The 13,398-nt window shown below is 70.7% G+C and carries 13 protein-coding genes; 6 read left to right on the top strand and 7 right to left on the bottom strand.

Annotated elements, in window-relative coordinates; all coding sequences use genetic code 11:
• Together LV75_RS29210 and LV75_RS29205 are read right to left on the bottom strand one after the other, a co-directional pair.
• Entirely contained in the window at positions 1 to 840 is an 840-nt protein-coding gene (locus LV75_RS29210) for an HpcH/HpaI aldolase/citrate lyase family protein (protein WP_308211060.1), read from the bottom strand.
• Positions 833 to 1,900 (bottom strand): HpcH/HpaI aldolase/citrate lyase family protein, encoded by a 1,068-nt coding sequence (locus LV75_RS29205; RefSeq protein WP_253890563.1) that lies wholly within the window; start codon positions 1,898 to 1,900, stop codon positions 833 to 835. Before LV75_RS29205 ends, LV75_RS29210 begins: the two co-directional genes overlap by 8 nt.
• Before the next feature lie 214 nt (positions 1,901 to 2,114).
• Here LV75_RS29205 and LV75_RS35685 point away from each other — a divergent pair, with 214 nt between their 5' ends.
• The 5 genes from LV75_RS35685 (at position 2,115) to LV75_RS29180 (ending at position 6,749) form a co-directional block, all read left to right on the top strand.
• The gene (locus LV75_RS35685) at positions 2,115 to 3,047 is read left to right on the top strand and encodes a winged helix-turn-helix domain-containing protein (RefSeq protein ID WP_253890562.1); all 933 of its coding nucleotides are present in this window, start codon (positions 2,115 to 2,117) and stop codon (positions 3,045 to 3,047) included.
• Positions 3,044 to 3,970, top strand: a complete 927-nt coding sequence (locus LV75_RS35680) for an ArsR/SmtB family transcription factor (RefSeq protein ID WP_253890561.1) — start codon at positions 3,044 to 3,046, stop codon at positions 3,968 to 3,970. Before LV75_RS35685 ends, LV75_RS35680 begins: the two co-directional genes overlap by 4 nt.
• 320 nt (positions 3,971 to 4,290) lie before the next feature.
• Positions 4,291 to 4,896 (top strand): ArsR/SmtB family transcription factor, encoded by a 606-nt coding sequence (locus LV75_RS29190; protein ID WP_253890560.1) that lies wholly within the window; start codon positions 4,291 to 4,293, stop codon positions 4,894 to 4,896.
• A 49-nt stretch (positions 4,897 to 4,945) separates the two neighbouring features.
• Positions 4,946 to 6,220, top strand: coding sequence for a magnesium transporter MgtE N-terminal domain-containing protein (locus LV75_RS29185; RefSeq protein ID WP_253890559.1), 1,275 nt, complete (start codon positions 4,946 to 4,948; stop codon positions 6,218 to 6,220).
• Entirely contained in the window at positions 6,213 to 6,749 is a 537-nt protein-coding gene (locus tag LV75_RS29180) for a DUF1003 domain-containing protein (RefSeq protein ID WP_253890558.1), read from the top strand. Before LV75_RS29185 ends, LV75_RS29180 begins: the two co-directional genes overlap by 8 nt.
• Before the next feature lie 38 nt (positions 6,750 to 6,787).
• On the opposite strand, the gene LV75_RS29175 is transcribed toward LV75_RS29180, so the two are convergent.
• Positions 6,788 to 7,240: a MarR family winged helix-turn-helix transcriptional regulator gene (locus tag LV75_RS29175; RefSeq protein WP_253890557.1), complete on the bottom strand. Its 453-nt coding sequence runs from the start codon at positions 7,238 to 7,240 to the stop codon at positions 6,788 to 6,790.
• Between the two features lie 148 nt (positions 7,241 to 7,388).
• Here LV75_RS29175 and LV75_RS29170 point away from each other — a divergent pair, with 148 nt between their 5' ends.
• Positions 7,389 to 8,534 carry an Mrp/NBP35 family ATP-binding protein gene (locus LV75_RS29170; RefSeq protein ID WP_253890556.1) on the top strand — a complete coding sequence of 382 codons (1,146 nt, stop codon included), beginning with the start codon at positions 7,389 to 7,391 and terminating at the stop codon, positions 8,532 to 8,534.
• A gap of 56 nt (positions 8,535 to 8,590) precedes the next feature.
• Here the strand turns inward: LV75_RS29170 and tatB are convergent, their stop codons facing one another.
• The 4 genes from tatB to sigE form a co-directional block, all read right to left on the bottom strand.
• Positions 8,591 to 8,989 carry a Sec-independent protein translocase protein TatB gene (gene tatB / locus LV75_RS29165; protein WP_253890555.1) on the bottom strand — a complete coding sequence of 133 codons (399 nt, stop codon included), beginning with the start codon at positions 8,987 to 8,989 and terminating at the stop codon, positions 8,591 to 8,593.
• 44 nt (positions 8,990 to 9,033) lie between these two features.
• On the bottom strand, positions 9,034 to 10,527 hold the full coding sequence (locus LV75_RS29160) for a S1C family serine protease (protein WP_253890554.1): 1,494 nt from the start codon (positions 10,525 to 10,527) through the stop codon (positions 9,034 to 9,036).
• A gap of 1,426 nt (positions 10,528 to 11,953) precedes the next feature.
• Entirely contained in the window at positions 11,954 to 12,562 is a 609-nt protein-coding gene (locus LV75_RS29155) for an anti-sigma factor (RefSeq protein WP_253890553.1), read from the bottom strand.
• Positions 12,563 to 12,581: 19 nt separating this feature from the next.
• Positions 12,582 to 13,166 (bottom strand): RNA polymerase sigma factor SigE, encoded by a 585-nt coding sequence (sigE, locus tag LV75_RS29150; RefSeq protein WP_253890672.1) that lies wholly within the window; start codon positions 13,164 to 13,166, stop codon positions 12,582 to 12,584.
• Positions 13,167 to 13,398 lie beyond the last annotated feature (232 nt).

Genomic DNA, 13,398 nt, shown 5'->3' with positions numbered 1-13,398 from the left:
CTAGCCGGCGTTGATCGCCGCCGCGACGGAGAGGATGCGTTCGGCGTTGGCGACGTGGAGGTTTTCGATCATCTTGCCGTCGACGGTGGCTACGCCCTTGCCTTCGGATTGGGCTTGGTGGAAGGCGGCGATGACCTTCTCCGCGTGGGCGATCTCGGCCTCGGACGGGGCGAAGATCTCGTTGCACGGGGCCAGTTGGCTCGGGTGGATCAGCGTCTTGCCGTCGAAGCCGAGTTGGCGGCCTTGGGTGCATTCGGCGGCGAAGCCGTCCAGGTCCTTCACGTCGTTGTAGACACCGTCGAGGATGGCTTTGCCTGCGGCCCGTGCGCCGAGGAGGGCGAGGGACAGCGACGTCAGCAGTGGGGCGCGGCCGGGGACGTGTTCGGCGTGCAGTTCCTTCGCCAAGTCGTTGGTGCCCAACACAAGCACGGCCAACCGGGGCGACGCGGACGCGATCTCGTAGGCGTGCAACATGGCCACGGGGGACTCGACCATCGCCCAGATCGGGACGTCCCCGGGGACCGCGTCGAGGATTCGGTGGACGTCCGCGACCGAGTTGACCTTGGGCACGACGATCGCGTCCGGCGCGGCGGCGGCAGCGGCGCGGACGTCGTCGGCGAACCACTCGGTGTCCAGGCCGTTGACCCGGATCGTCACCTCGCGGTTGCCGTAAGAGCCCGCAGCGGCGCACACGAGATCCCGGGCGGCGGCCTTGGCGTCCGGGGAGACCGAGTCCTCCAGGTCCAGGATCAGCGCGTCCGCGTCGAGCCCGCGGGCCTTCTCCAGGGCGCGCTCGTTGGCGCCGGGCATGTACAGGACCGAGCGGCGGGGGTTAGCCACGGGTGATCTCCTCGGCGGCGTAGGCGCGGGCGAGTTCGGGGTCGCGGGCGGCCAGCGCGTCGGCCAGCTCGACCACCACCCGGCACTGCTTGACGGTGGCGTCGTCCTGCATCTTGCCGTCGAGCATGACCGCGCCGGTGCCGTCCCCCATGGCGGCGATGACCCGGCGGGCCCAGGCGACCTCGGCCGGGTCCGGGGAGAAGACCCGGCGGGCGATGTCGAGCTGGCGGGGGTGCAGGCTCCACGCGCCGACGCAGCCGAGCAGGAAGGCGTTGCGGAACTGGTCCTCGCAGGCGACGACGTCGGCGATGTCACCGAAGGGGCCGTAGTACGGCAGGATCCCGGCCGCGGCGCACGCGTCGACCATCCGCGCGACGGTGTAGTGCCACAGGTCCTGCTGGTAGGTGGTGCGCCCGGCCGTCAGGTCGTCGCCGACCGGGTCGGTGCGCACGAGGTAGCCGGGGTGGCCGCCGCCGACGCGGGTGGTCTTCATCCGCCTGCTCGCGGCGAGGTCGGCCGGACCGAGCGAGATGCCCTGCATGCGCGGGCTGGCGGTCGCGATGTCCTCGACGTTGGCGACGCCAGCGGCGGTCTCCAGCAGCGCGTGCACCAGGATCGGCCTGGTCAGCCCGGCGCGGGCCTCCAACTGGGCCAGCAGCCGGTCGACGTAGTGGATGTCGGCCGCGCTCTCCACCTTGGGCACCATGATCACGTCGAGCTTGTCGCCGATCTCGGTGACCAGGGTGATCAGGTCGTCGAGCACCCACGGCGAGTCGAGGCTGTTGACCCTGGTCCACAGCTGCGTGCCGGCGAAGTCGGTCGCCCGGGCGACGCGCACCAGGCCCTCGCGGGCGGCGACCTTGCGGTCGGCGCGGATGGCGTCCTCGAGGTTGCCGAGCAGGACATCGGCCCGGGCCACCAGGTCCGGGACCTTGGCGGCCATCTTCTCGTTGCCCGGGTCGAAGAAGTGGATCATGCGCGACGGCCGGAACGGGATCTCCCGCACCGGTTCGGGCGCACCGACGGCCAGCGGGCGGAAGAAGTCCTTCGGGGAGCGCATGCGACCTCCGATCGAGGTTAACCGACCAGTAACAACCAGTGTTCTAGTCGACCACGCCGCTGCCCGCGCCGCCATTGTGGCCACCGACACGTGCCGACGGCCGGGACCACCCCCCGGGCCCCGGCCGTCGCCCCCCAGGCGCACAGCACACCGCGAACCGGCGGGTAACCGGAAACGTTTCGAAGGCGTTCGAAAGCACCACTAACCTGGTCCGGTGATCACCGCTCGGTTGACCGCCCCGGTGCTCAGCCGGGTCCGGCTGGCGATCTCCCCCGCGGCGGAGGCGTTGGCCTGGTTGGTCAGGACGATCGACGGGAGCCGCCACCCGATCTTCGGCGCGCCCGGCCCGGCCGCCCGGTTCGCCCTGCGCGACCGCGACGTGCGGATGATCGCCAGCACACTGCCCAGGGGGAAGGGCTACATGCCCGACCTGCTGACGCCACCGCCCCCGCGCACCCAGGTCGAGCGGACGCTGGCCGAGCAGCTCGACATGGTCGCCGCCACCGAGGCGGACGTCGCCGCCTTCCAGGTCGCCTCGAGCAGGCGGCCGAGCGCGGACGCCAGGCGCGCCGCGGAGTCCGGCACCTTCTCGGTCCGCGCGGCCCAGGGGCTCGCCCGGTTCTGGGACGCGGCGATGGCCGAGAGCTGGTCCGGGCTGCGCGAGCGGCTCGACATCGACATGACCGCGAAGTCGAAGCTGATGGCCAACGGCGGCATAGGTGAGGTGCTCGGCTCCCTGCACACCCGGATCCGCTGGACCGGGGAAGCCATCGAGATCGCCAAGAGCACCTACCACTGGGAGACAGAGCCGACGGACTTAGTCATCAGTCCGGTAGCCCTAACCTGGCCCACTTATTACGTGCAGCTAGAGGAACCGGACAGCTCTGTCCTCTACTACCCGCCCCAAGGCCTCGGCATCCCCACCGACGGCGATAGAGGTGCCATGTCGCGCCTCATCGGAACTACGCGGGCGACCCTCTTACAGGACCTCCACGTGCCGCGCAGCACCACAGACTTGTCCAAGCGCCACCAACTCGCGGTCGGGACGGTGTCGTATCACCTGTCCGTCCTGCACAACTCCGGCCTGGTCACCAAGTCCCGCGCTAAGCGGACCGTCCTCTATCAGCGCACCGACCGCCTCCAGTGATCACAGCCCACCTCGACGCGGCGGTGCTAAGCAAGACTCGCCTCGCGACGTCCCCTGCGGCCGAAGCCATGGCCTGGCTGTTCCTCACGGTCAACGAGCACCAGCACCCCGTCTTCGGCAGGCCCGGTGCCGCGGCTCGGTTCGCGATGCGCGACCCGGATGTGCGATTAGTCGCGAGCACGCTGCCAAGTAACGCCGACTACAAACCAGACCTCTTGACCCCGATCCCGCCTCTTGTTCCACCCGAACAGGTTTGGCCTACTCAACTAGAGGCGATAGCCGCGACTACGGCGGAAGACGCTGCGAGCCAAGTAGCGCTGCTGACCGCACCGTCGAAGGAGGTCCTCGCGGCAGCCGAGGCGGGCACGCTCGCCTCACGGTTCGCGAACGGCATGAGCAAGTTCTGGAGCATCGCCATGGCCGACAGTTGGCCCGGCTTGAAGGGACGCCTCGACGCCGACATCACCGCCAGGGCCCGCGTCATGGCGACGGAAGGCATCGGCGCGCTCTTGGCCTCCCTGCACGGCGACATCACCTGGGACGGCAGCGCGCTGCGGATCGCTACCCCGTGGCACCAGGAAGGGCGGCCAAGCGACCTGACCGTGACACCGGTGGCCCTGACGTGGCCGAGGTTCTACATCCAGCTGGGGGACGCAGTGAACTCCGTCCTGTACTACCCGCCCCAAGGGCTCAGCGCGCCCAACACCGACCCCGCCGCGATGGCCAAACTCCTGGGGCAGACCCGCGCGACCCTGCTGCGCGACCTCGAAGCCCCCCGCACCACCTCAGACCTGGCCAAACGACACGGCCTGGCACTCGCAACGGTCTCCTACCACCTATCCGTGCTGCACAGCTCCGGCCTGATCAGCAAAGCCCGCGCCAAGCGCGAGGTGCGGTACCAACGCACCGACAGGTTCCAGTGATCACAGCCCACCTCGACGCGGCGGTGCTAAGCAGGGTCCGCCTCGCGACGTCACCCGCCGCCGAAGCGATGGCCTGGCTCTTGAACACCGTGAACGAGCGCCAGCACCCCCTGTTTGGCAAACCCGGTGCCGCGGCCCGCTTCGCGATGCGCGACCCAGACGTGCGATTGGTCGCAAGCACTCTGCCTAGCGGCCCTTACTACAAACCGGACCTCATCACACCGATCCCGCCTATAGCTCCGCCTGACCGCGTCTGGCCCACTCAGCTAGAGCTGATGGCAGCGACGTCAGCGGAAGTCGCGGCGGAACAGGTGGCGAAGATGCCCGCCCCATCGAGCAAGGTCATCGCGGCAGCCGAAGCGGGGACGCTCGCCTCACGACTCGCGAACGGGATGGCCAAGTTCTGGAGCATCGCCATGGCCGACAGTTGGCCCGGCCTGAAGGAACGCCTCGATGTCGACATATCCGCCAAAGCGCGCATCATGGCGACGGAAGGCATCAGCGCTCTCTTCACGTCCCTGCACAGCAACATCACCTGGGACGGCAGCGCGCTGCGGATCGTCAACTCGTGGAACCGGGAAGGCACACCGGGCGACCTGACTGTGACGCCGGTGGCGCTGACGTGGCCGGAGTTCTACACACAACTGGAAGAGGCGGAGAACTCCGTCTTGTACTACCCGCCCCAAGGTCTGGTCGCGCCGAAGGCTGACCCGGCCGCGATGGCCAAGCTCTTAGGCCCAACGCGCGCGGCCTTGCTGCGTGACCTCGGAGCGCCTCGCACCACAACAGACCTGGCCAAGCGGCACGGCCTAGCACCCGCGACGGTCTCTTACCACCTCTCTGTGCTGCACAGTTCTGGTCTGATCAGCAAGGCGCGGACTAAGCGCGAGGTGCGCTACCAACGCACCGACCAGGTCATCGGCTGAGGGCCCACGCCGAGCGGTGAGCTCGGCCGAGTCGGGCTAGCCTGACCGCGTGGCGGGCATGGGCAAGATCTTCGCGGCGCAGTTGCTCGGTCTGCCGGTGTTCGGACCGGACGGCGAGTCGATCGGCCGGATCCGCGACCTGGTGGCCGGGCTGCGCACCGACGGGTCGCCGCCGCGGGTGCTCGGCGTGGTGATCGAGCTGGCCAGCAGGCGGCGGATCTTCGTGCCGATGCTGCGGGTGGCGATGATCGACGCGAACGCGGTGACGCTGGCCACCGGCTCGGTCAACCTGCGGCACTTCACCCAGCGGCCCAACGAGGTCCTGGTGGTCGGCCAGCTGCTCGACGCCAGGGTGACCGTGGTGGCCAGCGGCGCGCGGGCCCAGGTCGTGGACACGGCGATGGAGCAGACCCGCACCCGCGACTGGGTGCTGTCGCGGGTGGCCATCCGCGAGCGCACCGGTCGGCTGGGCAGGCGCGGGCCGGTGACGGTGCTGGCCTGGTCGGACATCCGCGCGCCCGGGATCACCGAGCTCTCCAGCGCGCCGCAGGCGGCCGACCAGCTGCTCGCCGTGTTCGACACCATGCGGGCCGCCGACGTGGCCAGCGCACTGCAGGACCTGCCGCTCAAGCGCCGCTACGAGGTGGCCGACGCGCTCGACGACGAGCGGCTCGCCGACGTCATCGAGGAGCTGCCCGAGGAGGACCAGAAGGAGCTGCTGGCCCACCTCGACGAGGAGCGCGCCGCCGACGTGCTGGAGGCGATGGACCCCGACGACGCGGCCGACCTGCTCGCCGAGCTGTCCGAACTGGACAAGAACCGGCTGCTGGAGCTGATGGAGCCGGAGGAGTCCGCGCCGGTCAAGCGGCTGCTGGAGTACTCGTTCGACACCGCGGGCGGCCTGATGACCCCGGAACCGATCGTGCTCACCCCGGACGCGCCGATCTCCGAGGCGCTGGCGCGGGTGCGCAACCCGGACCTGCCCCCGGCGCTGGCCAGCATGGTCTTCGTGTGCAGGCCGCCGACCGCGACCCCGACCGGGCGCTACCTGGGCTGCGTGCACATCCAGCGGCTGCTGCGCGAACCCCCGTTCGACCTGGTCGCCGGGGCGGTGGACAAGGAGCTGGCCCGGCTGCGGCCGACCGACTCGCTGGTCGAGGTGACCCGCTACTTCGCCACCTACAACCTGGTCTGCGCGCCGGTCGTGGACGACGAGGAGCACCTGCTCGGCGCCATCACCGTCGACGACGTGCTCGACCACCTGCTGCCGGAGGGCTGGCGCGAACGCGAACCGGCCGGGCTTAACGGGGACGACCGTGGCTGAGCCGATCAGCAGGCGCCGCCTGGACCAGCCCCGCAGGCCGCGCGGCTGGCGGCTGGCCATCGACCCGGACGCCTTCGGCCGCTTCTCCGAGCGGCTGGCCCGGTTCCTGGGCACCGGCAAGTTCCTGTTCTGGCAGACGCTGCTCGTGCTCGCCTGGATCACGCTGAACCTGGTCGCGGTCGGCCTGCGCTGGGACCCGTACCCGTTCATCCTGCTGAACCTGGCGTTCTCCACCCAGGCCGCCTACGCCGCGCCGCTGATCCTGCTCGCGCAGAACCGCCAGGACGACCGGGACCGGGTGTCGCTGGAGGAGGACCGGGCGCGCGCGGCGCAGACCAAGGCCGACACCGAGTTCCTCGCCCGCGAGCTCGCCGCGCTGCGGTTGGCCGTCGGCGAGGTGGCCACCCGCGACTACCTGCGCGGCGAACTCGACAAACTGCGCGGCGACCTCAAGGGCAAGCGCAACAAATCGCGCCCGGACGCCAAAGCGCTGCGCGACGACCCGCGCTGGGACGAGGTCAGCAACTAGGCGCGCCAGGGTGCTGTCGGCGGGACAACACCCGGGCGCTATTCGATCAACTTCCCGCAGAGGTCGCCGAGGTCACTCAACTGGGCGTCATCCAACCGTGCGACAAAGTGCCGGACAACGCCAGCGAGGTGCGTTCTGGACGCGGTGCGCAAAACGTCGAGCCCCTGCGCGGTGAGCGCGGCGACCACCCCCCTGCCGTCGCCAGCGACCCGTTCCCTGGCGACCATTCCGGCCCGTTCCAGCCGGTCGACCAGGCGGGTCACCCCGGAGCGGGACAGCAAGACCGCGTCGGCGAGTTCTGCCATTCGCAATTTGCGTTCCGGGGCTTCCGCCAGTTGGACGAGGACGTCGTAGCCCCCGAGGGAAAGGCGTTGCTCGGCGACCAACTCGGCCTCGAGCACCCGGGTGATGTGCGCGTGCGCCCGCAAAAAGGTGCGCCACGCGTGCAGTTCTTCTCGGGTGGGCCGGGCGGTGCTCTCCGGCACGGTCAAGATTCCTCCTAGCGGCACAAACAGGGTGATAATGGTACGGAACAGCGCGGCGCCCGCACGCGGTGGCCGGGTATTCCCGGCGTACCCGCACTGTGGTCCTGCCCATCCGCGCGCACCCCGCCGCGCTACCCGCCCGTAGCATGGGGCGGTGACCACCACCGAACAGGTTCCCGAGGTCGAGGCCGTCCGCAAGGCCCTGGCTGGCGTGCAGGACCCGGAGATCCACAAGCCGATCACCGACCTCGGCATGGTCAAGGACATCGCGGTGCACCCGGACGGCCGGGTCGAGGTCGCCATCTACCTGACCGTGGCGGGCTGCCCGCTGCGGGACAAGATCACCAAGGACGTCACGGCCGCGGTGTCGGCGCTGCCCGGGGTGCGCTCGGTGGCGGTCGAGCTGGACGTGATGAACGACCAGCAGCGCACCGCCCTGCGCAAGAGCCTGCGCGGCGACGCCGAGGAACCGCGCATCCCGTTCGCCGAGCCCGGCTCGCTGACCAGGGTCTACTGCGTCGCCTCCGGCAAGGGCGGGGTCGGCAAGTCGAGCGTGACGGTCAACCTCGCGGTCGCCATGGCCGCCCGCGGCGTGAAGGTCGGCATCGTCGACGCCGACATCTACGGCCACTCCATCCCGCGCATGGTTGGCGCGACGGAGAAGCCGACCAAGGTCGAGAAGATGATCCTGCCGCCGCAGGCCAACGGCGTGAAGGTCATCTCGATCGGCATGTTCACCCCGGGCAACACCCCGGTCGTGTGGCGCGGGCCGATGCTGCACCGCGCGCTGCAGCAGTTCCTCGCCGACGTGTTCTGGGGCGACCTGGACGTGCTGCTGCTCGACCTGCCGCCGGGCACCGGTGACATCGCCATCTCGGTCGCCCAGCTGATCCCGAACGCGGAGATCCTGGTGGTGACCACGCCGCAGCAGGCCGCGGCCGAGGTCGCCGAGCGCGCCGGGGCGATCGCCCTGCAGACCCGCCAGCGGGTCGCCGGGGTCATCGAGAACATGTCCTGGTTCGAACTCCCCGACGGCACCCGCGCCGACCTCTTCGGCACCGGCGGCGGCCAGAGCGTCGCGGAGTCGCTGTCGCGGGCGGTCGGGTCGACCGTGCCGCTGCTCGGCCAGGTCCCCCTGGACCCCCGCCTGCGCGAGGGCGGCGACGCGGGCACCCCGCTGGTCCTGTCGCAGCCGGAGACGGCCGCGGCGAAGGTGCTGATCGAGATCGCGACCAAGCTGTCGGTGCGCGCCCGTGGGCTCGCCGGGCGGATGCTGTCGGTGTCACCCGCGGGCCGGTAAGCGCTGGTCCGGTACGAAAAAGACTCGGCGCCCCCCTGGGGCGCCGAGTCTTCCTGTCAGGTGGCGTCCGGGTCGATCGGCGGACGCTCGCCGGGGTTGAGCTTGGGCGGCTCGGGTTTGGGCGCCGCGGGGGGCGCGGGCGGGATGGCCGGTTGGGCGGCGAACCCGTTGGGCTTGGTGCCGTTGGTGTCGTCACCGAACAGCTGCTTGGCGACCATCTGCTTCGGGTCGAAGTTGCGCAACTGCTGCAGGTCCTGCAGCGGTTTGCGCAGCTCGTCGAAGTCAGTGCCCAACTCGCCCTTGAGCTGGTCGCGGGCCCCCGTCGCGAACTCGCGCACCTTGCGCATGCTGCGCCCGACCCAGGCCGCCGCTCCCGGCAGCCGCTCCGGACCCAAGATGAACAAACCGGCGATGCCGAGTACGAGGATCTCGGCCCAGCCGATGCTTTCGAACACCCTCGCTACCTCCGAACTACGCCTCTGGCCACCAGGGTAGCCGGTCAATCCGACTGCAGGGTTACCTGAATGGTCAGCTCTCGGCCCTGCCGGGCCAACACCACGGGAACGGTCTGGCCAGGCTGGTACTGGCGCACCGCCACGGTCAACTCCGCCGCGTTGCGGACCTGCCGGTCACCCACCTTGCGGATCACGTCGCCCTCGGCCAGCCCGGCCTTGGCCGCGGCCCCGCCGTCGGTGACGTTGACCACCTGGGCGCCCTCGGCGGTCTCGGCGGACACCGACTTGACGTTCGCGCCCATGTCGGCGTGCTTGACCGACCCGTCGCGGATGATCGCCTCGGCGATGCGCTTGGCGTCGTTGGACGGGATGGCGAACCCGAGGCCGACGCTGCCGGTGTTGCCCGCGCTGCTGCGAATCGCGGAGTTGATGCCGACCAGCGCGCCGGTCGAGTCCACCAGCGGGCCACCGGAGTTGCCCTGGTTCACCGCGGCGTCGGTCTGGATCGCGTCGTAGGTGATCGGCGCCTCGCCGTTGTCGCCGCCCGCCACGACCGGCCGGTGCAGCGCGCTGACGATGCCCTCGGTGACGGTGTCGGTGAGGCCCAGCGGCGAGCCGATGGCCAGCACGCTGTCGCCGACCTGCAGCTCGTTGGAGTCGCCGAAGCGCAGCACGGTCGGGTTGGTGACCTTCACCTTGATCACGGCGAGGTCGGTCTTCGGGTCGGTGCCGACGAGCTGGGCCTCGGCCCTGGTCCCGTCGGTGAACACGGTGGTGATCTTCGCCGAGGCGTCCGCGCGCCCCTCCAGGGTCACCACGTGCCAGTTCGTGACGATGTAGCCGGAGCCGTCGATGACCACCCCGGAGCCGGTCCCGCCGCCCTGGGCGATCTTGACCTCGATCGACACCACCGCGGGCCGCACCCGCTTGGCGATGTCGGAGACGGACCCGGCGGGCCGCTCCTTGCCGACCTCGGTCCGCGCGAGGGTCACATCGCTGGTCAGCGCGTCCCCACCGCGCGCGACGAGCCACCCGACGAACCCACCCGCGGCGCCGATCAGCAGCGCGACCAGCCCGAGCACCCCCAGCGCCAACGGCTTGACCCGCCGCCCGAACAGCACGTCGCTGAGGCTGAGCAGCGGCCCGGCCTTGGTGTCCTCATCGGCATCCGCGTCGTCGTCCTTGGCCAGCGCGGGCGGCCCGATCACCGCCCCGGCAGCCGGATCGCGCCACGGGTCGGACTCCCCCGCCCACAACGCCGCATCGGCCCCGTCGAGCGGCTCCCGACTACCCGGCGGGCGCTGCAGCAGGGACGTGTCCCCCGCGGGCCGCCCAAACGCACTGACCAACGCCTCCGGCGTCGGCGGGGCGGACCGCACCTCACCCACGGCCACCCGCGCCGCGCCGATCGGCGAGAAGGCCCCGTCAACCCCACTGGGCCGCCCGAACACCACCGCCGCGGCGGGATCCACCGCCGGACGCTCCAACGGCCTTGGCGCGAGCCGCTGCTCACCGCCCGGCTCAGGGTTCTGGTTCATCACCCGCCACCCTGCCAAACCCCCGGTGAAGTGCGCGTGCGGACCCCCTCAGCCAACAACCCGACCGCGCTCACCCCCTCGCCCATTGCTTTCCCACCCTCGTGCCCCTTCTGCTTCCCACCACACCCCACTGCCGCGCCCCTTGCGTTCCGCCGCACCCCCCGCGCCCCGCCGCCGAGCCCCCGGCGGCCAGCAGCCCCTCGAGTTCCACAAGCCAGCCGCACCCACACCGCCTCGACCGCCACCCACCGCCTTCCGCCTGTCCCCACCCCTCCGCCCCGGGTCGGCACGCTCACCGCCAGCCCCCGCCGCCACTCCCCAACCCCCGTTGCCCTTTGCCGACTCCACTCGGCCCACAGCCTCGCCCCAGCCCACGCCCGGCTCGACTCGCCCCCAATTCGGGGACCGCCCCCGCCTGCCCCAGCCCCCACCACACCACGGGGGGCGTCCCCAGTGCCAGTCTACCCAGTCTGACCAGCGCAAAGGGGGTCGGCCGAAATCTGTGGACAACCGACTGGGTTGTGGATAACTCCGACCTGGACATCCACCGGCAGCCACCACCAAGTTCACCCGGCGGTGCCGCAGGAACCAAGGTCAACACGGAGACCCCGGACAGCACGAAGGCCACCGCCCCTGCGGCAGTGGCCTTCACATGTGGAGGTTCGCCTCCGACCCAGCCCAGCCCAGCCCAGCCCAGCACTGTTCCGGGGACCGCCCCCGCTCGCCCCAGCCCCCACCACACCACGGGGGGCGTCCCCAGTGCCAGTCTACCCGGTCCCACCAGCGCAAAGGGGGTCGGCCGAAATCTGTGGATAACCGATTGGGTTGTGGACAACTGCGACATGGGCATCCAAGGGCGGCTAGGGCCAGATTCACCCAGCAGTGCCACGAGACCAAGGCCAACGCAAGCCCCGAAACAGCGAGAAGGCCAGCCCTCAACACATGGCCCGGCGCGCCTAACCACCGGCCAAGGAGATCAGCGGAATCGGCAAACAACATCGCCGTGTGGGCAACTCCGCCCCGGGCATCCGCAGACGACCCAGACCAAGCTCACCCCGGCAGCGCCCCGGCATCAGGGCCAACACGAGACCCACGAAACGGCAAAAAGGGCCACCGCCTCGACGGCGACAGCCCTCACCTGCGGAGACTCAACCTCATTTCGGGGACCGCCCCCGCTCGCCCCAGCCCCCACCACACCACGGGGGGCGTCCCCAGTGCCAGTCTACCCAGTCTCACCAGCACAAAGGGGGGCAGCCGAAATCTGTGGACAACCGATCGGGTTGTGGATAACTCCGACCTGGGCATCCATCAACAGCACAGCTCAGATTCACCCAGCGGAGTCACCGAACCAAGGCCCCAGCAAGCCCCGAGACAGCATGAAGGCCACCGCCTCGATGGCAGTGGCCTTCACGTGTGGAGAAGAGTCTTAGCGGGCGGCGACCATGCTGTAGCTGGGGAACAGCGACGGCATCGCGCCTTGGCCGACGAAGCCGACTGGCTGGGCTCCGCCGTCGAGGGGCTGGGTGGGTTGCGGGGTCGCGGCGGGGGCCGGGCCGCCGGTGTTGACCAGGGCCAGGGCGCCGAGGACCAGGCCGGACACGACCACTCCGGCGCCTTGGGCGGCTCGGCGGTTGCGCTTGCCGAGGACGACGCCGCCCTCGCCGAGCTTGGGGCCGGAGCCGAACGGGGTGCCTCCGCCGAACGCGGCGGCGGCGCGGTCGGGGCGCTGGATGGCGACGAGCTGGCCGTCCTCGGTGACCGCGAGGCCGTCCGGGGTGGCGGGCAGCTCGGTCTCCTGCGGGATGGCCCGCAGCGCGGCGAGCAGCCCGGGCGACATGGCCGGGGCCGACGCCGCGCGCACGGCCGCGCTGGCCTGGCGCTGGGCGGTGATCTCGGCCGCGCACCAGGTGCAGGTCGTGACGTGGGAGGTCACCCGGTCGTGGGCGGCCCGGCTGAGCTCACCGTCGACGAAGGCGACCACGGCGTCGGGCAGCAGGTGCTGCTCGCCCAGCCCGAGGGCGCGTTCGAACGTCATGAGTCGACCTCCACACAGGTCATGCCGATGCCTCTCGCGCCAGCGCCCGGCGGCGCTCCAAAGCCACCCGCAGGGCCTGGCGGCCGCGGTGGATCCTGCTGCGCACAGTACCCAGCTTCACCCCGAGGGTGGCGCCGATCTCCTCGTACGACAGGCCCTCGACGTCGCAGAGCACGACGGCGGCGCGGAACTCCGGCGGGAGCTCGTCGAGCGCGGCCTGCAGGTCCGGGTCGAGGTGGGTCTCGTCGTAGACCTCCTCGGGGCTCGGCTCGTCGCCCTCGAGTCGGTCGGTGTCCTCGGGCAGGCCCTCCATGCGCAGCCGGGAGCGGCGCCGGACCATGTCCAGGAACAGGTTCGTGGTGATCCGGTGCAGCCAGCCCTCGAAGGTGCCCGGCTTGTACGACGCGAGCGAGCGGAACACCCGGATGAAGGTCTCCTGGGTGAGGTCCTCGGCGTCGTGCGCGTTGCCCGCGAGGCGGTACGCCAGCCGGTACACCCGGTCGCCGTGCTCGCGCACGACCTCGTCCCAACTCGGGACCGTCCACTCGGCCTGCTCGGTCAGCTCGACCGGCTTGACCTCGGTCGCGCTCTGCGTCGTGGGGATGCGCACCTCCTGAAGCCCGTCCTGCCCACTACCCGTTCCAACGCCCGCGCGGCCTGTTGTGTTCCCCGCGACCCTGCCCATCGACCCCACCGCGCTCAGTCCCACAGCGTCCCCGCTCTCGGCCACTTCCCCTGTTGACGACCACGATGCCGCCCGCCCATGTGGTGATGCTCAGAGTGGGCTGAGACGAGGCTGAGAAAACGTCCGCGGGTGACCTTCCGGTCAGGTTCAC

Origin of the sequence: Actinokineospora diospyrosa, assembly GCF_024171925.1 — a bacterium.
Taxonomy (GTDB): Bacteria; Actinomycetota; Actinomycetes; order Mycobacteriales; family Pseudonocardiaceae; genus Actinokineospora; species Actinokineospora diospyrosa.
This window is presented reverse-complemented; position numbering and strand designations above follow the sequence as displayed.

Bases quoted from the DNA above. Each gene is read 5' to 3' on its own strand.
- LV75_RS29155 (WP_253890553.1), bottom strand. From the start codon at position 12,562: ATGACGTTCGAACGCGCCCTCGGGCTGGGCGAGCAGCACCTGCTGCCC.
- LV75_RS29205 (WP_253890563.1), bottom strand. From the start codon at position 1,900: ATGCGCTCCCCGAAGGACTTCTTCCGCCCGCTGGCCGTCGGTGCGCCC.
- LV75_RS29160 (WP_253890554.1), bottom strand. From the start codon at position 10,527: ATGAACCAGAACCCTGAGCCGGGCGGTGAGCAGCGGCTCGCGCCAAGG.
- LV75_RS29190 (WP_253890560.1), top strand. From the start codon at position 4,291: ATGCCCGCCCCATCGAGCAAGGTCATCGCGGCAGCCGAAGCGGGGACG.